The organism is Hahella sp. KA22, assembly GCF_004135205.1.
Lineage (GTDB): Bacteria > Pseudomonadota > Gammaproteobacteria > Pseudomonadales > Oleiphilaceae > Hahella.
The window spans coordinates 850,893-869,078 of record NZ_CP035490.1 but is presented as its reverse complement, the minus strand read 5'-3'; the positions used below and the strand labels follow the sequence as shown (position 1 = coordinate 869,078).

General features: G+C 57.3%; 15 protein-coding genes. 5 read left to right on the top strand and 10 right to left on the bottom strand.

Annotation, left to right across the window (positions count from 1 at the left end; genetic code table 11):
* Window position 1 precedes the first annotated feature (1 nt).
* Window positions 2-1,300: a bifunctional diguanylate cyclase/phosphodiesterase gene (locus EUZ85_RS03825; RefSeq protein WP_127968002.1), complete on the bottom strand. Its 1,299-nt coding sequence runs from the start codon at window positions 1,298-1,300 to the stop codon at window positions 2-4.
* Between the two features lie 11 nt (window positions 1,301-1,311).
* Window positions 1,312-2,556: an HD-GYP domain-containing protein gene (locus EUZ85_RS03820; protein WP_127968001.1), complete on the bottom strand. Its 1,245-nt coding sequence runs from the start codon at window positions 2,554-2,556 to the stop codon at window positions 1,312-1,314.
* Window positions 2,557-3,133: 577 nt separating this feature from the next.
* Here EUZ85_RS03820 and EUZ85_RS03815 point away from each other — a divergent pair.
* From EUZ85_RS03815 to EUZ85_RS03800, 4 genes are all read left to right on the top strand, one after another.
* Window positions 3,134-3,970, top strand: a complete 837-nt coding sequence (locus EUZ85_RS03815) for a mannosyl-3-phosphoglycerate phosphatase (RefSeq protein ID WP_127968000.1) — start codon at window positions 3,134-3,136, stop codon at window positions 3,968-3,970.
* A 70-nt stretch (window positions 3,971-4,040) separates the two neighbouring features.
* Window positions 4,041-5,267: a glycosyl transferase gene (locus tag EUZ85_RS03810; RefSeq protein ID WP_127967999.1), complete on the top strand. Its 1,227-nt coding sequence runs from the start codon at window positions 4,041-4,043 to the stop codon at window positions 5,265-5,267.
* A gap of 115 nt (window positions 5,268-5,382) precedes the next feature.
* Window positions 5,383-7,125 (top strand): sugar phosphorylase, encoded by a 1,743-nt coding sequence (locus EUZ85_RS03805; RefSeq protein ID WP_127974394.1) that lies wholly within the window; start codon window positions 5,383-5,385, stop codon window positions 7,123-7,125.
* 87 nt (window positions 7,126-7,212) lie between these two features.
* The gene (locus tag EUZ85_RS03800) at window positions 7,213-8,100 is read left to right on the top strand and encodes a hypothetical protein (protein WP_127967998.1); all 888 of its coding nucleotides are present in this window, start codon (window positions 7,213-7,215) and stop codon (window positions 8,098-8,100) included.
* 18 nt (window positions 8,101-8,118) lie between these two features.
* Here the strand turns inward: EUZ85_RS03800 and EUZ85_RS03795 are convergent, their stop codons facing one another.
* The 8 genes from EUZ85_RS03795 to EUZ85_RS03760 form a co-directional block, all read right to left on the bottom strand.
* On the bottom strand, window positions 8,119-8,892 hold the full coding sequence (locus EUZ85_RS03795) for a BPSS1780 family membrane protein (RefSeq protein ID WP_129498711.1): 774 nt from the start codon (window positions 8,890-8,892) through the stop codon (window positions 8,119-8,121).
* A gap of 229 nt (window positions 8,893-9,121) precedes the next feature.
* Window positions 9,122-10,495, bottom strand: a complete 1,374-nt coding sequence (locus EUZ85_RS03790) for a DUF58 domain-containing protein (RefSeq protein ID WP_127967996.1) — start codon at window positions 10,493-10,495, stop codon at window positions 9,122-9,124.
* Window positions 10,492-11,475, bottom strand: coding sequence for a MoxR family ATPase (locus EUZ85_RS03785; RefSeq protein ID WP_127967995.1), 984 nt, complete (start codon window positions 11,473-11,475; stop codon window positions 10,492-10,494). The genes EUZ85_RS03790 and EUZ85_RS03785 overlap by 4 nt, the downstream gene beginning before the upstream one ends.
* Window positions 11,472-12,704 carry a DUF4350 domain-containing protein gene (locus tag EUZ85_RS03780; protein ID WP_127967994.1) on the bottom strand — a complete coding sequence of 411 codons (1,233 nt, stop codon included), beginning with the start codon at window positions 12,702-12,704 and terminating at the stop codon, window positions 11,472-11,474. The genes EUZ85_RS03785 and EUZ85_RS03780 overlap by 4 nt, the downstream gene beginning before the upstream one ends.
* The gene (locus tag EUZ85_RS03775) at window positions 12,691-14,277 is read right to left on the bottom strand and encodes a DUF4129 domain-containing protein (protein WP_127967993.1); all 1,587 of its coding nucleotides are present in this window, start codon (window positions 14,275-14,277) and stop codon (window positions 12,691-12,693) included. Before EUZ85_RS03775 ends, EUZ85_RS03780 begins: the two co-directional genes overlap by 14 nt.
* Window positions 14,264-15,229 carry a stage II sporulation protein M gene (locus tag EUZ85_RS03770; RefSeq protein ID WP_127967992.1) on the bottom strand — a complete coding sequence of 322 codons (966 nt, stop codon included), beginning with the start codon at window positions 15,227-15,229 and terminating at the stop codon, window positions 14,264-14,266. Before EUZ85_RS03770 ends, EUZ85_RS03775 begins: the two co-directional genes overlap by 14 nt.
* Window positions 15,226-15,981: an RDD family protein gene (locus EUZ85_RS03765; protein ID WP_127967991.1), complete on the bottom strand. Its 756-nt coding sequence runs from the start codon at window positions 15,979-15,981 to the stop codon at window positions 15,226-15,228. The genes EUZ85_RS03770 and EUZ85_RS03765 overlap by 4 nt, the downstream gene beginning before the upstream one ends.
* A gap of 162 nt (window positions 15,982-16,143) precedes the next feature.
* On the bottom strand, window positions 16,144-17,070 hold the full coding sequence (locus tag EUZ85_RS03760) for a DMT family transporter (RefSeq protein ID WP_127967990.1): 927 nt from the start codon (window positions 17,068-17,070) through the stop codon (window positions 16,144-16,146).
* A 132-nt stretch (window positions 17,071-17,202) separates the two neighbouring features.
* On the opposite strand from EUZ85_RS03760, the gene EUZ85_RS03755 reads away from it, so the two are divergent.
* The gene (locus EUZ85_RS03755) at window positions 17,203-18,105 is read left to right on the top strand and encodes an SDR family oxidoreductase (protein WP_127967989.1); all 903 of its coding nucleotides are present in this window, start codon (window positions 17,203-17,205) and stop codon (window positions 18,103-18,105) included.
* Window positions 18,106-18,186 lie beyond the last annotated feature (81 nt).

Below are 18,186 nucleotides of genomic sequence, written 5' to 3'. Positions count from 1 at the left end.
GCTAGGCGTCTTCGCGGAAATACTGCGCCGGATCAAACGCCTGCATCCATTCGGTGAACGCGTCGCGGGGAATGGGTTTGCAAAAATAATAGCCCTGCGCCTGCTCACAGCCCATGGCCGCCAGTCGATGCAACGAGGCGGCGTCCTCCACGCCCTCCGCCACCACCTGCATGCCGAAGATATGCGCCAGACGAATCATCAGGCCCACCATATCGCCGTCCGCAGGATGGTCCAGCATGCGAAAGACAAACGCTTTATCGATTTTTAATTGGTTGGCGGGTAAATCTTTAAAGTATTCCAGCGAAGAGTAGCCCGTGCCGAAATCGTCAATCGCGACTGAAACGCCAGTCACCCTCAGCGACTCCAGATTATCGATGCTGCGGCTGCGCTCCCACAGCAACACAGTTTCCGTCAGTTCCAGCACCAGATTTTCCGGCTCGGTGTCCCATATGCCCAGCGCGCCCAACACCAGATTGCTCAGTTCAGGATTGGAGACGAACTCCGGCGAGATATTCACCGCCAGGGCGAAGTCAGGATAGCGGTCCAGCCAGTCGCGTCCCAGGCGCAAGGCGGTATTGAGCACCCACTTCTGCAGTTCATAGGAAAGACCGGCGTTTTCGATATAGGGAATAAACAGTTCCGGCGACACATATCCTCGGGTCGGACTGCGCCACCGCAATAGCGCTTCAGCGCCGGCGACGGATTGCGAGGGAATATGAATTTTAGGCTGGAAGTACAGTTCCAGTGAGTTCTGCTCAATCGCCTGGATGACTTCCCTTTCAATGTTCCAGTCTCCCAGCCGATGGCTTTCCGGCATGTCGCTATAGTCCATATAGCGCACGCGCAGATACTTGGCTCCAGACAGCGCCTGCTCCGCACAGGTCAACAAAGTCTCCGGTCTTGAGGTATGAGCGGGGTAACTGGCGCCGCCACAGGTAAGATGCACGCTAAGGCGGTGACTATCGATATCCAGGGGCTGTTCCAGCACCTTAAGCATTTGCTGCGCCGCCAGTTGCAATATCGCCGCGCTGACCGCCTGCACTGTAATGGCGAAGCGTCCGTCGCCCACGCAAAAGACCGGGCCTTTTCCTTCCCTGAGTTTATGCAGACGCTCGCCGACGGCCTGAAACAGGTGATCGCCGACCGCGTCGCCATATATTTCGTTGGTCCTCAGCAAACGCCGCAGGTCGAAGACAATGACGCCCAGCACACGTCCCTCCGGCAACACTGACGCAGCGCGCCGCAGTTCCTGCAGAAACTCACTGCGCTGCGGCGTCGTCGTGTTGAGGGCGTCGCTCATGATGACTCCATCTAGATATAGAGCGTTTCAGGATCAATGTCATAAGAGCCGGGCTCCAGGCTGCGCTCGATATGCAGCGGCTGCCCTGCGCTGGTTTCCAGACAATCCAGCAAGTCGAGCTCTCTGGGGACGTCGTAAAGGTTTTTCTCGCCGTCCAGCAACATCAGCAAACGGGGTCGCAGGCGTCTGGAGCGATACTCTCCGATGACGATACCCACTTGTCCGTCGGTCAACTCGACCAGGGTCCCCGCGGGGTAAATGCCTACCGCCTGGATAAACTCTTCTACCAGTTCCGCCTGAAATTCCACATTGCGCCATTCATACAGTTTGCGCACCGCTTCAGAGGGAGGCAGAGGATGAGCGTATGGCCGTTGGCTGGTGATGGCGTCATAGCAATCCGCCAGAGACGCAATGCGGGCGTAGATGGGAATCGCGTTCGCCGCCATGCCTCGTGGGTAACCGGAGCCGTTGTGGCGCTCATGATGGTTCTCCACCATGGCCAATATGGTGCGGCTGACGCCCTCGATATTCTTCACGGTCTCCAGCCCACGCGCCACATGGCTTTTCATCAGTTCGAACTCATGGTCCTCAAGGCGGCGCGCCTGCATCAACAGCTCCGCCGGCAGTTGCAGCTTGCCGACATCCAATAACAGCCCGCCGACCGCCAGTTCCTCCAGGTCTTTCTGTGACAGACCCAATTGGCGCCCCATGATGACGCACCAGACGGAAACGCTCATGGAGTGTTTGTAGGCGTATGAGTCCTGATTCTTCATCCGGGCCATCAAGGCGCAGGCGTCCGGGTTGCGGATAACGCTTTCCACCATAGGCGCCACCAAAGCCTGGAATTTCTTGAGCTGGAAGGAGGCGCCGCGACTCATTTCATCCATCAGATAGGCGACGTTGGCGCTGAAATCTTTGTACAGCGCTTTGGCCACTGGCATCTCTTCTTCCAGCGGCGCGACATCCACATAATTGTGCAGCTTGACGCCAGGCAACAATTTGCGACGGCGTTGCAGGGAGTCCTTGATGTTTACAGACAAAGGCGAAACGCCGCCCTTGGGTTTGCGCCCTTTAACCGTATCGATATAAACGTAATCGCAAAACTGTTGCAGTAATTCGATATCACGCCGGGTGCGCAGCAAAAAGCCTTGTAACGGAAACGGCGTATCCAGCCAGGGACGATCCAACTGGCTGACGAACATACCCACTTCAAGCTTGCCGCAGGGAAGTTCGATCGTCTTAATTTCGTGTTTCATGCGTACCCGATTCAGTTAAGCGCAGATGGAGATTTTCGCCGTTTCCATCGACGTTGTTTCGGTTCGTGCGCCCCAGGCGCTTGCCGGCGGGATGTTTCGTGAGATTCAGCTATGCGTTTACCGTTAACGATTTATGTAAGCTTTTCGTCGCGCGCGCCGCAGGCGCCTTTTCCATATGGCTGATTTATTAATCCATTTCTTATAGCTTAATTTATATATGGATGACATGCAGAAATTTGTAGCTGATTGTGTGAATTCCTCTCAGAGGCAGGTCCACGCCAGGGCTCGCCATCCTGTTGCGCCGACCCGCCCGGAAGCGTAAAAGAAAAAAGTGAACAGATTTTCTTTCGTTGTGCGCACCAAAATAAGGCGCCCTGGCGCTTTCGCCCCTTTGGCGCCCGCTTTTAGGGCGCATCCAACGCACTAACCGGGATTCTCCGCACCGTCATGCCATACCAGACCAGATCGAGCAAGGAACGAAAGCGAGAAACATGCATGCTGCCGGGAAGCTGGTATCGGATTTGCAGAAACACCTTCACAACGACATCAACCGGACGATAGTCCCAGTGGGAGCGATATGAGCCAGCTAATCATTTATACCGACCTGGACGGCACACTGCTCGATCACCACACCTACGCTGCGGATTCAGCATTACCCACGTTGGCCAAATTAAAGCAATGGCGCATTCCCTGCGTCTGGAACACCAGTAAAACTTACGCCGAACTGCGCGCATTGCGCCAAAGGCTGCATCACCAGGACCCGTTCATCGTTGAGAATGGCGCCGCGGTGTATCTGCCGAAATCCCAGTTCCAGGAGCCCTTTAGCGGCGCGCATGTCAGCGAAGAGTTTTACGCCAAGACCTTCGGTCCGAGCCGTCAACATATTCTGGACGTGCTGCAGGAGTTCAAAGGCTCCTACGGATTCAAAAGCTTTTACGAAATGGACGCCGAAACAGTGGCGTCGCTCACCGGTTTATCCAAGGCCGATGCGGCCCTCGCCAAGCAACGCGAATTCACGGAGCCGCTGGTTTGGGAGGACAGCCCAACGGCATTAAAACAGTTCACTGCCGAACTTAATGACACTGGTTTGCAAATTTTACGCGGCGGCCGCTTCCTGCATGTGATGGGGCAGTTCAATAAAGCCACCGCCATGCAGTGGCTGACAGAGCTTTACGCCGAACGTTGCGGCGAAACGCCGGTCAGCATGGCCCTGGGCGACAGCCATAATGACATCGCCATGCTCAACGCCGCGGATATTGCGGTGGTAGTGCGTTCTCCCTCGCACCTGCCGCCCTCCCTGGAGCGCAAGGAGCGCATCCTGACCAAGAAGTTCGGTCCCGAAGGCTGGGCCGAAGCCGTAGAACAGGTGCTTGCGTCGCAACAGTCGCTGAACGCGCCATCCATGCGTTCGTAACCTGCGCCGGAATGCTGCGGCGTTCCGGCTTCATTCAGGGTACGCACGCCGACAATAAAGAGGATCAAGCATGGGCGATTTTTATCAGAACGGCATAGTAACCACCCTGCACAACCTGTCCCGCCGTCCCTTGGAGGACATTGAACGGGAACTGGTCGCCTTTTCTCAACGCAGGCCTCTGGCGCTGGTGCTTCCCTGCCTTTATTCAGAGCTGCAGGGCGAAGCCATGCCACGCATTCTGGAGCACTTGTGCAAAGTGCCTTATCTCGAAGAGATCATCATTGGTCTGGATCGGGCGGACGAAAGCCAATACCGGGAAGCTCTGCAGTTCTTCTCCGCATTGCCGCAACGCCATCGGGTACTTTGGAACGACGGCCCCCGACTGCGCGCCATTGACGCGGAACTGAAGCAGGAATCGCTGTCGCCGCGAGAACCTGGCAAGGGTCGCAATGTGTGGTTCTGTCTTGGCTACGTGCTGGCGTCCGGGGCCTGTGAATCCGTCGCCCTGCATGACTGCGATATCGTCACCTACGACCGCGAATTGCTGGCGCGCCTGATTTACCCTGTGGCCAATCCCAACTTCAACTATGAGTTCTGCAAGGGCTATTACGCCCGCGTGGCCAACGGCAAAATCAATGGCCGCGTGAGCCGCCTGCTGGTGACGCCGCTATTGCGAGCGCTCAAGAAAGTACTCGGCCACCTGGACTTCCTCGACTATCTGGACAGCTACCGCTATCCCCTGGCGGGGGAGTTCTCATTCCGCAAAGACGTGATCAACGACATTCGCATCCCCAGCGACTGGGGTCTGGAAATCGGCGTCCTGAGCGAGATGAAGCGCAATTACTCCACCAACCGTCTGTGTCAGGTGGATATCGCCGACGTTTACGACCACAAGCACCAGGACCTGTCCGCAGACAACGACGACACCGGGCTGTCGAAAATGTCCATCGACATCACCAAAGCGTTGTTCCGCAAGCTGGCCACCCAGGGCATCGTCTTCAATCAGGAAACTTTCCGCACCATCAAGGCCTGCTATTTCCGCATTGCGCTGGATTTTGTCGAGACCTATCGCAACGACGCGGAAATCAATGGCCTGGCCCTCGACGTGCATCATGAAGAGCAAGCTGTGGAACTGTTCGCCAAGAATATTATGAAGGCGGGCGAGTACTTTCTGGAGCATCCGATGGAAGCGCCGTTCATCCCGTCCTGGAACCGGGTCATCAGCGCCTTTCCCAGTGTAATGACACGCCTTTATGACGCCGTTGACGCCGATATGCGGGAGTTCGCCATACAGTAACGCCCGCTGCGGTTTTGCCGTCGTCGCGGAGACGCCAAAGCCGCCCGGTCACAGACTATGCTGTATACGTCGCCATACAGTTGAATCTCTTTCTGACCAGGAGTACCGCATAATGATGGAGCACGCTTCGCTCACTCAATTGGAGCAGCGCCTGATGGAGCACATCAAAACGCTGTACCCGGACGTCAACGCGCTCAATTTCGTCAAAGAGTGTCTGGAGACATTCGGCTTGCAGCCCGATGCGCCGCCTCCGCAGCCACATCGTAATCCCTGGTCGCAGGAAGACACCGTTCTCATCACTTACGGCGACAGTCTTCGTGGCGATAACGAACCGCCACTGCACAGCCTGCATGAGTTTTTACGCAGCCGACTGCGCCAGTGCATCAGCATCGTGCATATTCTGCCGTTTTTTCCTTATAGCTCCGACGACGGCTTCAGCGTGATGGATTACACCACCGTGAATCCCGCCCTCGGCGATTGGGAAGATATCGCCGCCTTTACCCGTGAATTCAAGGTGATGGGAGATCTGGTCATCAACCATTGCTCCAGCCGTTCGCTCTGGTTCGAGAACTACAAGGCGGGACAGACGCCCGGCGCGGATTACTTTGTGGAGGCCGCCCCCGATACCGATTTAACCCAGGTGGTGCGGCCGCGCACCTCGCCGCTGCTGCGGGAAGTCGCCACGGCTGACGGCGTCCGTCATGTCTGGTGCACCTTCAGTCATGACCAGATCGACCTGAACTTCCGCAATCCGCAGGTGTTGCTGGAGTTTTTGCGCATACTACGCCTGTATCTGGACAAAGGCGTGCGCTGGTTCCGGCTGGATGCGGTGGCGTTTCTCTGGAAAGTCCCCGGAACCTCCTGCATTAACCTGCCGGAGACGCATGAGATGATCCGGCTGTTGCGCCTGCTGATCGAGCATCGCGCCCATGACGCCGTCATCATTACCGAGACCAATATTCCCAACCACGAAAATCTGACCTATTTCGGCAACGCCAACGAAGCTCATCTGATCTACAACTTCTCCTTGCCGCCATTGTTGATCAACAGTCTGGTCACCGGCAGTTGCGAATACCTGAAGAAGTGGCTGATGAGCATGCCGCCGGCGCAACAGGGAACCACTTATCTGAACTTCATTGCTTCCCATGACGGCGTGGGGTTGCGCCCGACCGAGGGTTTGCTGAGCGAATGGGAGCTGGATGCGCTGGTCTCCACCATGCAAAAGTTCGGCGGCAAGGCCAGCGCCCGCACCGGTCCGGATGGCCAGCCCAAGTTCTATGAGATCAACATCAGTCTGTGGAACGCGCTCAGCGGCACCGTGCAGCATGGCCCAGATCATCTAGGCTTCGCCCGTTACCTCTGCGCCCACGCCATCATGTTGGCGCTGGAAGGCGTCCCCGCGTTCTACATTCATAGCCTGGTCGGAACGGAAAATGATTATGAGCGAGTGGAGCACACCGGTCAGTTCCGCTCCATCAATCGTCATATCTGGCGTCAGCAGGATCTGGAGCAAGCGCTGCAAGGGGATGGACATCATCCGAAAGTGTTCGCCGCCATGCAGAAGCTGATCGCCATCCGCAAACGCCAAAAGGCCTTCCATCCCAACGCCACGCAATACACCCTGCATACCGGGGATGCGCTGTTCTCATTCTGGCGCCAAAGCCAGGATCGCATGCAAAGCATCTTCGCCATTCATAACGTTTCAGATCAGCCGCAAACCATTAATCTGGCCGAGCTGAACCTGATCTCCACCGATCAGTGGTTCGATTTGATTTCCGAGCAGGCGTTCGAGGATCGGGTAGGTCAGATTATCCTGCGCCCCTACCAATACATCTGGTTGACCAACGTGAGGCTATAGGGGAAAACAAAGCAGTATGCCGGTTTGCGGCGCGATAGGGTAAAATCGGGAGCGCATTAACCATTTACTTTGAGCAGCGCCCTCACCGTGTCAGACGCTACCGCCACAGATCAACTTGAGCAGGACATTGAACAAACGCTCCTGCGCCACTTCACTGAAGCCCATGCCCGCGTTCCCCAGGTATACGCGGAGCATATGTCCTCCACCAAAGCCATTCTGCGGCGCCACTGGACCCATCGCCGCGATATCCCGGCGGACCTGATGAGCCTGCCGCGGGGACTGGTCCGCGTCGCCGGCAAGCTGATACGCCGCAATAAGGCGGCGGCGCAGGCGGAGCTATCCGGCAAGGAACAGGCGATGTTGCGCATCATCACCGAAGAACTGTTGCAACTGCCCGCTTTGCAAAACCAGATACAACGTCTTATGGAGCGCCATATTCCGGAACTGCAGGAATGCGGCGAGCTGATGCGTCAGCCGCATATGCAGGGACACCAACAGGAGATTCAGTCGTTTTTGAATCAGCGTATGCAGTCCCTGAGCGGCCCCCGGGAAGGCGGACGCGATCTACTGGTATTTCTGTTGATAGGCGCGCTGGGGAAAAGTCTCGGGGGACAAGCCACTTTCGGCAGCGCCGTCGCTACCGGCAGCGCCATGGCGAGCAGCCTGTATCTGGCGCAGCAATCCTGGTGGGGCGCGCTCTGGGTGCAATGGGCCGGCGCTCCCGCCTGGGTGACCTGGAGCGGAGCCGCCGCCGGCGTGGTCGCCGCCATCGCCATCGCCCCCCTGTTGGCGCCGATATCGGAAATAGCCGTGAACCGTTTGCGCGGAGAACGCTATCTGCATCGACTGGTGGATCAGGTGCAGGAGAACGCCTTGGCCAGCAAAGCCGACGCCCTGGACGCCGCCGGTCTGTTAGCCAGCTACGCGCAATTGGCGCCGGACCTGCTGACGTTATTGCGCAGCATCAGACCCTAGGTGTCCAAGGCCCGTTCGCTATTGCTCGGTGACCAGAAAAATATCCTTGTAGGCGGCGTAGATCGAGCCGATCAGCGTCTGCCCCAGCACCAGCATTCCCAGAAGAAGAGGAATCATCGCCGGAATCATGAGTATGAGAGAAATGATTCCATACAGCAGAAACGGAATGATATTCACCAGGCAGCCTTTGAAACTCGTAGTGAACGCATCCCAGGGGCCCAGATCGTGAAATACGATCAGCGCCGGCGCGAACCAGGCGCCCATCATCAGCGGTATTAATAATCCCAGATAGATCAAAACCGCCAGCAGGAACTTGGCGTCAGGCGCGCCGCCGAACTGCGCCGCATCCATGGAGTCCGCCACCGAGGAAAAAAACAATACGCCACAGATGATCATAATCAGTGCGGAGAATCCCAAAACGATGAGGCCGAACAGAATCAACGGCGTCGACTTTTCCTGCACGGCGGCGAACATATCGGCAAACTCAATGCGTCCCGAGGTCGCGCCTCTGCGACTGGCGATCATAAAACCCGCCATCAGCAAAGGCGCCAGAATATTCACCAGAACAATGGAGATTAAAGGCAAAATCCCCACCACAAACATGATCAGAACGTACACGATCATCATGCCCATCCAAGGCCCTGGACCGGCGCGAAATATTGCAAAGCCTTCAGCAATCCAGCTCCAGCCACAGCCGGCGGGCATGCTTTGCGGTGGACCCAGTACGCCGGGCGAATTGGATTCATCCATCACTTCTGAGGACGGCGATTGGTAGGGGTTGGGGTCGGACACGGGACAGGCTCCTTTTATTAATCAGGCAGGCAAATAGCTTCCTTCTATTTGTCTGCAACGGCTGGGCCTGTACATGTCAGGCCCAGCCTCCCGCGGCTGGCCGCCGCGCAGGCGCATCCATGCGCCTCTTTATTAACACGCCATTAACATACGAATATCATTGCTACGCGAATAAATGCTTGGACAGATGAAAGCATAGCAGAGCCCACCCCGAAGCGCGTAAAGGGGGCTAGAGGTAGCCCGCCCGCTTGATGGAGAAGTAGCTGTTGATAACCTGGGCGGTGAGCTTGCTGGGGGCGCAATCCACAAAGAACAGCCCTTGTGCGCGCAGTTTTTCCTGTAGCTTGTCCCGCTGGCGCAGATAGTCCACCACACCGGCGTAAACCACCGCCTGATCGAAATTGCGAACGTCCTCCGCAAGCGTCCGATCCAGAGTTTCCTCACGCAGATTCGCCACCAGCACCAAATGACGCTTTTGCAGCAGGCGACAGGCGTTGATGATGTCGTCGCTGTCCTCTTCCCTCAGGTTGGTGGTGAGCACCACCAGAGAACGTTTGCGGTATCGCTGCATTAACTCGCGGGCGGCCTCCAGATAATCCGGCGCGGACTTGTCTGGATAGAAGTCGTAGAAGTGATTGATCAGACGGTTGATGTTGGTGGCGCCCTTGATTGGCGACGCATGTTTGACGGAGGCGCCGAAACTCATCATGCCCACCGCGTCGCCCTGACGTAAGGCGACATACGACAACATCAGCAAACAGTTGAGACAGTGGTCGAAGTGCGTACTCACGCCATCCTGCGTCAGCATACGGCGACCGCCATCCAGCAGCAGTATGACCTGTTGATCGCGCTCGTCCTGATACTCACGGGAAATCAATTTCTGGCGCCGGGAAGTGGCTTTCCAGTCGATCTGCCGCTGCGAATCTCCCTGCCGGTATTCCCGCAGCTGATGGAAATCCATGCCCTCGCCGCGACGCGGCTTGCGGCGGATGCCCATCTGGCTGGTGTGATTGTCCGTGGCCAGTAACTGGTAGCCTTCAATGGAAGCGAAGTCTGGAAACACCTTGGCGGAGGTTTCCACGACATGGGTCTGGCGCAACAGCCAGAATCCCGCCACCGAGCGCACGCGGACTTCCGCCCGGGTTAACTCCAGGGGGCCACGGCGACGGGGCCGCAGTCGATACTCCACGGTTGTGCGGTGGCCCGGCTCCATTGGCACAACCAAAGGCAGTCCTTCGAACTCGCAGTCCACCGGAAGATGGTCGTGTATTTCCAGCGTGGCCGCGTAAGGAAAGTCATGAGTAATAGTGAGTTTGACAGGAATCCACTGGTCCAGCGCCAGATTGTGGCGCACTTCGCGGTGAATCTGCGCCGATGGCAAACGCCAGGACACGAACAGGTCCGCCGCCAGCAGCAGGAGCGCTACCGTCGCAAGCCCCATCAGCACATTGAAAAAGCCCTCGCCGACCTCACTGCCAGGGGCCGGCAGCCAATCGCCGTCGCCTGTCCACAGCTCATAGCCCTGCCAGCACAGCAGGGCGAGCGTGACGGCGAGTCCGCAGTAGAGTAACTGCAGACTGGGTTGCACCCCTCTGAGTTTCATTTACGGGGGGCCTCAATCTCTTCCAGCATACCGGCGAGGAGTTTATCGACGCTAACGCCTTCGATCTCCATGTCTGCGGACAGCAGCAAGCGATGACGCAGCACCGCTGGAGCCAGTAATTTGACGTCATCGGGCAGGATATAGGGACGCCCTTCCATTAGCGCCCGCGCTTTCGCTGCGCGGATCAGGTTGATGCTGCCGCGCGGACCGGCGCCGCGGGCGACGCCCGGCCATTCGCGAGTGGCGCGGGTAATGCGCACAGCGTAATCCACCACCGCGTCATCCGCCAGGATTCGCCAGGCCGCCGCTTGCCATGCGCCGACTTCTTCCGGCGTGGTCAGGGCGCTGACCCGGGCCAGATAATCCACTTTGGCGCCGCGACTGTCATTGACCTGACGCACGATGGAGGCTTCGTTTTCCGCACTGGGGAATTCGATCAGCAGCTTCATGATAAAACGGTCCAGCTCCGCTTCCGGCAGCGGATAAGTGCCTTCCTGCTCAATTGGGTTCTGGGTCGCCAGCACCATAAACGGCGTAGGCACCGGGAAAGAGGTCCCATCGATAGTGACCTGATATTCCTGCATCACTTCCAGCAGCGCCGCCTGGGTTTTGGCGGGAGCGCGGTTGATCTCGTCCGCCAGCAGCAGGTTGGTGAACGCCGGCCCTTTGCGGATTTTGAAGCTTTGCGTCTCCATGTGATACATGGAATGGCCGGTCACATCGCTGGGCATCAGGTCGGGAGTGAACTGAATGCGTCCAAATTTACCCTGAAAGGTTTTCGCCAGCGCCCGCACCAGCAGCGTCTTGCCCAGACCGGGAACGCCTTCGATCAGCACGTGTCCGCCAGCCACCAGGGCGATCAGGGTATGCTCGATAATGTCGGACTGCCCCACTATCGCCTTTTCCAGCTCAGACTTCAGAGTCTGCAGTTGCTGGCTGATGGATTGCAGTTGGGATTCTTCGATGTGGGCTTCACTCATAACTTATCCTTTATTCGCTTCAACGCTCGAATAATATTGACAAAACTTACCGGATCATTGGGTATCGGGCCGAACAGGGCCGCTTCCACCGCTTGTTCATTCATCTGAAAATGTTTGGCCAGCTGGGCGACCTGAACAGATTGCTCCAGCCGCGTAATATGCTGCAGCCGCTTGGAAATCGCCTGCCAGGTTTCCGCTCTGACGCTTTCCACCAGAGCCTGACCTTTATCCATACGCCACAGGAAACGGGCGCTGGCGGCGATGTGCTCAAGAATCTGACGCTGGGTTCCCGGCTCTTCATCCCGTAGCGGGCCGAAGCGCATGCCTCGATACCACAGCCATAAAAGCAGCGTCAGCGCTCCTACCGCAATCGCCGCATAGAAGTGACGCCAGAGCACGGACCCCAGACTGGGAAAGTCCCGGTTGTAATAGAAATGCATGACCCCGCTGTCTCCCGGAGCCATTTGCCATAGCATGTAGGCATGGTCCTGGCAGCCGATGGCGAAGTTCTTCCACATATCCAGACTGACCATGTAGGTCACCATGCCGTCGCCGTATTCGTACTGCAGCATGCGGGAAGCGCCATCCGGGCCGACGGAGGCGTAAAGGTAATCGTCCTGGCCATAAAGCGTATCGTTGGAGAGGAAATGCACGCCAATGGTGTTTTCATCGCCCTCGAACGAGAATTCCGCCTGGGGATACAGCATGGGACACAGGTCTTCTTGCGTGATGCCGACATACCCGCCAATAGTGCTAATGGCGCCCCACAGCTCCTCGTCGAAGTCGCCCTGACCATTGCGCTCCACTTCCACTCCGAACTCTTCGAAAACCGGGTCCTGGATTTTTTCCATGCCCTTGAGGTAGGGATTCTTCGCCGTCACCATCAGATGGCCGCCGCGCTCCACCCATTCCAACAGGGTTTGCGCCCGCTTTTGTGACAGTGAGCCGTATGCGTCCACCAGCACAATGGCGTCGTCTGTCGACGTTTTCAGCGCAAAATCCGGGTTATCGAAGTCGCGGAAGCTGGGATTGCTCTCCAGTTTGTAGCCGCGTTTTTCAATGAATATCTGCGCCGCCAGAAAAGGCTCCCGGCGGGCTTTCTCATTCGGCCCCAGATCGCGCTCGTACTCGATCCACTCCAGTCCCTGATACCAATAGACGCCCAACCCCACCAGCAACAAAACAGCGACGGCGATACCGATCGCGGCGAAGGAATTACTGCGCTGCATGCTCGCCTCCTTCCCGCTCTACATCAAACACGTCGCGCCAGCCCCGGCACAGCTCCTGAAAACGCTCGGCAGTGGGCAGTTCGTGGGCGTAGGCCAAATGCTGCCAGACCCGGGTCAAAACCGCGAAATAGTCGCTGAGCGCGCCGCCCTGACGCCGCTTCACCATCGCCACGCAATCCCCTTCTGTGGCGCCGCGATTCAAACGCAGACCATGGCGATGCACCAAACGGGACAGGCCGCCGCGGTATAACAGACCCAGGGCGTCCCGATGTCGTCCTTGTTCCCACAACGCCCAGGCCTCGTCGGCTAATTGCGGCGGCAGGGACTCTTCACGAATATCAAGATCAAACACATGGGTCGGCTTGCTCTTCTCCTTACGCTCAATGCGAGGCATCCAAGACAGCGCCAGGATGGAATCCCGATAGCGATACAGCAGATATAAAATCAGGCCAATCAGCGTCGCCCAGATCAGTAATTTGAAGATCTGGGCGAAGTATTCGCCAAAGGAAAAGTTGGAGCTTGTGAAGTCATCCAACTGCTTTTCGCGCTTTTCTTCCTGGCGGTCTTCCCACTCCTTCCAGAACTTGGGCGCCTCTTTCTTGACGATATTACGGAAGTCCGATCCTTTCAGGATCTTCTCGATATCTTCTTTCGCCTTGTCCGGGGTCAGCGCGGATCTTTCCGCGTCCCAGTTTTGGCTTTCCGCAGTTTCGGTCTGTTCCGTCGCCGTCTCCGCCCGAACGGAACCAGAGGGAGGAAGCGCCAGGGCGCCCAACGCCAGGACCAGACACATCGCCTGAGTCACCCGGCGCGCAGCCCCGCCGTCGCCGGAATGAACCGATCCCCGACTATCATCCAGTCGCTGCCCCAGCTGACGGAAAATCAGCTCAAGATCCCAGCCTTCCAGCGTAATGCGGCGATTCAGGTACAAAGAGAAACCACTGGCGGCGTAGACAGGACCAACTAAGGCCATGCCGACGAAGTAACAAGTGGTGTACAGCGGCGCAGCCTCAAAAACGGTCTCCCACTCCAGCTGCACGCCTTGCGGAATAAACATGACAACCAGCCCGATAGCGGCGAGCATCAGAAAGTTCTCCAGATGCACGCCGACGATGGTGACCCAAAAGCTGACGGACGCCGCATTATCACGATGCAGCACTGTCATACGTTGCTGCCGGCTCTTGCCTTTTAAGCCTTCCAACTGAATAACCGGCAAGTCAAAGGAACGGGTCGGACTGAAACGCCGCCAGGTCAGCGTGGCGAAACATTGCAGAAACATCAGTTTCGGCGTTTGCCGCAGGGTTTCTTTAATCGTCGGAGGCGCGCCAAACACTGCGCGACTCAGAAAATACAGTTGCCCACGCTCAAACAGCGGCTTCACCCACCACACAGCGATACTGACGTAGTTAATATCGTCAATCAGCAGCCAGCACAACGCCGCCACCGGCGTCATCGTCAACAGCCATACTGCGTAGAGTTGCTTCCACCAGCGACGCACAAACTGACAGCCCAGGTCCACCGCTTCGTAGTGGTCCCGGGGGCGTAAACGGAAATTGATATTAGCGGGGTTCACGCACCCTCCCGCTGAACACAAAATAACAGGTCACCAACGCCCACATGACAGCGCCAACGGAATATTTCACTGTCGCCGGCATGGTGTGATCCGACGACCAGAACGCTTCAATAAAAGCGGCGATCAATAGCATGCCCGCCATGCCAAACAGGATGGGCGTGCAGGCCTTCGCCGACCGCTTCAGAGATTCCAGGCGAGAGAGATTGCCGGGAGATAACAGTGAGAAACCCAGCTTAATGCCCGCCGCTCCGGAAAACACAATCGCCGTGAGCTCAAAAGCGCCATGGGCGATAACGAAGGTCCAGAACGGCTCGGTATAGCCGATCTCCGTCAGGTGTCCGGCGACGGCGCCCATATGAATACCGTTGTAAATCAAAAAGAACAGGCTGCCCAGGGTATACAGAATGCCCGTGGCGAAAGTGCGGAACGCGATACCGATGTTGTTATAGATGTAAAACCCGAACATCTGCACATCGGTAGACGCTTCTCGCGGCCGACCCAAGCGTTCCGAGGTGGGGTCGTACATCGCCTCGTAGGAAGCGACGTCGTGCGGGTCCAGCACCAGATTCACCAGATCCGGCTGCAGTTTGATGGCGATGATCAGCACGATGAACGGCAGGTACAACAGGGCGCTGGCCAACCAGACATATTGTTGGTTGGCGCGCACCGCCTGGGGAAAGTCATAGCGGATAAATCCCAGAAAACTCAGCCAGAAATGACTGGGACGACGATACAACATCTGATGTCCGCGCAGCATCAGGTCATTCAGATAGGAAATCAGGTGCGGCGAATAGCTGCGATGACGCGCGACGGACAAGTGCTGACACAGACGCCGGTAAGAACTGGCGAAATTGCGATAGCCCGTTGTGTCGCCGGTCTCCAGCCTTTGCAGTAATACTGCGTACTCGCTCCAAAAATGCTGCTGTTGGCGCTCAAATACGTCCTGCTTCACTGCCGCTCCTCAGGTGGTTGCGCGATGGATGATGACGGCTCCGGCGCGGATGGCTCCCGCACAGGCTCAGGTCCTGGCGTTTTGCCCAACAGATAGTTCGCCATCTGATTGATATTAACGACCGCCGCCTCGTCTTTTTCGTGATGCAACGGCTCCAGAATGTTGGCCAGCTCCTGGCGGCGCGCCTGGGACAGCACGCCAGCCCGTTGCGCAAACTGCACGATGGCCTTCTGCTCTTCCGGCTTGAGGGGAACACTCGGCGACCGCACGCCCGGCTCCGCCAGCGCCGTCAACGTCTCCACGCGACGCGCCCTGACCACCACTGTGCCGGCGGCGATGTCGCCCAGACGCTTGAATTGCTTGTTGCACATCATGGACACCAGCCCCAACGCGTAAAACACGGGCAGAATGTCCGCCGTGCGCAGGAGATTGCGCAACAATGAAGAAGAAAAGGTAATAGGCGCGCCGTCATCGTGTACGACGATAAGATTCATCCACTTTTTACCCGGCGTCGCGGCACGGTATACCTCAAACAGCACCGGGTAAAACCACTCCAGCACGAAGTAAATAATCAGTGAGATGCCGATACCGGCTTCTCCAAAAATAGACAGGACAATCATACAGGCCAGGACGACACCCAGCCGAATGAGGAAGTCGGCCATGTACGCCAGCGCGCGGGAAAGCGGCCCGGCGGGAGTGAGATCGAAGTCCACGCCTTCAGGCGTTTCTATTGCGATGGAAGTATCCAGCATCCCGGCTTAATCACCTTACTAAGGAGTACATCAAAAAGGGCCCCGTATTTTACAGTAGTTGGCGGACTTGCATAGCCCAAAGGGCGTCTGGTATAGCCTAATGAGCGGATCGCACAGTCCAACAGGCGTTTTTAAGCGTTGCGTTCAGAGCGAAAGGCCTGTTCAGGAGCCCGACGCGCCGGAATCCAACAACTCTCTCTCACGGGTGCGGCCACGGTTGAAATTCAGCTGCGAAACTATCATGCCGGCCAGCATAAGACCACATCCGTAAATCGCTTTTTCGTCCAGGACTTCCTGCAGCATCAGCCATCCGCCCAGCACTGCAAAAACCGTTTCCAGACTGATAATGATGGCGACCCGGGTCGCCGGCGCATGCTGCTGGCCGATCACCTGCAAAGTATAGGCGATTCCCACGGACATGAAGCCCGCATAGGCGATTGACCAGGACGCGCCCCACAACCCGCTCCAGGTGGGCGTTTCAATAGCGAACGCCACGACCCAGCTCACCAGGCCGCAGACCAGGAACTGCACGATGGAAATATGCAAAGGGTTAAAACGGGGAGACAGCCACCCGATCATCAACACATGTCCCGCCCAGAAGCCGGCGCCGATCAGTTGCAGGGAGTCGCCATAGGAGACAGTAAAATCTTCGCGCACGCTGAGATAGAACAGGCCAATGACGCACAGCACTGCGCCAAACCATATTTTGGCTTCGGCGCGCTGTCCCCAGCATAATGCGATCAGTGGCACCAGAATGATATACAACCCGGTTATGAAACCCGCCTTACCGGCGGTGGTGTACTGCAGCCCCACCTGTTGCAGTGAGGCGCCGGCAAATAGAAAAAAGCCCGCCAGACAGCTTCCCAGCACCAGACCTTTGGCCTTGGGTTTGGCAGGCGCCACCCGCTGCAAACGCGGCAATATAATGAGCAAAGGTATCAATGACAGACCGCCGAGCACAAAACGGGCGGCGTTGAAAGTAAAGGGGCCTACGTGCTCCATGCCCGCCACCTGGGCGACAAAGGCGAACCCCCAAATCGCCGCCGCGACAATCAACATCGCTTCCGAACGATACGCGCCGACTATCATCAACTACCTCCGTCATCCCCAGGGAAAATAAATAAAGTCCAAAGGCCGCAAACAAACCGCCGATTGTATCACAACCGCCATAAATGGCAGACTTGCCGTTAACAGGCTCAGGCCAAAAAACAAGGGATTTCCATGCAACTTTTTTCCAACGAAGCCAAAAAACCCAGAGTGCTGGTCACCGGCGCCAGCGGCTTTTTAGGCGCGCATATCTGCCGGGCGCTGAATCGGGATTACGAAGTGCTGGCGCAGAGCCATCATCTTACGCTGCCGGAGGATCTAGCGCCGTTTCGCGTGCGCCAGGATCTGTGCGACGCCGAGCTGACGCAGGCCATGTTCCGTAATCTCAAGCCGGACGCGGTGATCCACGCCGCCGCTTTGTCCGATCCCAATACCTGCCAGCAGCAACCGGAACGCTCCCTGCAGCTGAACGTGGAAGCGACGCGCCAGCTCGCCGCTTTGTGCGCGGAGAGAAATATACCGCTGCTGTTCACCTCTACCGATCTGGTGTTCGACGGCCGCCAGGGCGTATACCGGGAAAGCGACCCAGTGAACCCCATCAATCGCTATGGCGAGCACAAGGTGTTGGCGGAAGAGTCGATCCGCGAACGGCATCCCCTCGCCACCATCGTGCGCCTGCCCTGGATGTTTGGGCTGGGCCTGCTCAAGCCAAGCAACGTGACGCAATGGCTGGAGCGCCTGCGTCAGGGCGATGCGCTCACCGGCTTTGTCGACGAATATCGCTCCGCCGTGGATTACGCCACCGCCGCCCAGGGCATCGTGCGCTTCTTCCAGATGCAACAGGGCCTGACTCTGCACTTAGGCGGCATTGAGACCGTCTCCCGCCATCACTTTCTGAAGGCGCTGGCGCGCACCTTTGGTCTGGATGAGGACCTGATTCAGGAGCAAAAACAAAGGGATGTCATCATGCCGGCCAAGCGTCCCCGTGACGTCAGCCTGGATAGTCGACGCGCCAGAGGACTTGGCTACAAGACCCCGTTCATGGATGAAATGCTGGAAGAATTGCGCAACATTTAGTCACTTATAAACGCAAATCTGCACAGAGTTCACACCTTCTGTACAAGTCTAGTTGCAAAACCGTTACGGAATTCCCCTGTT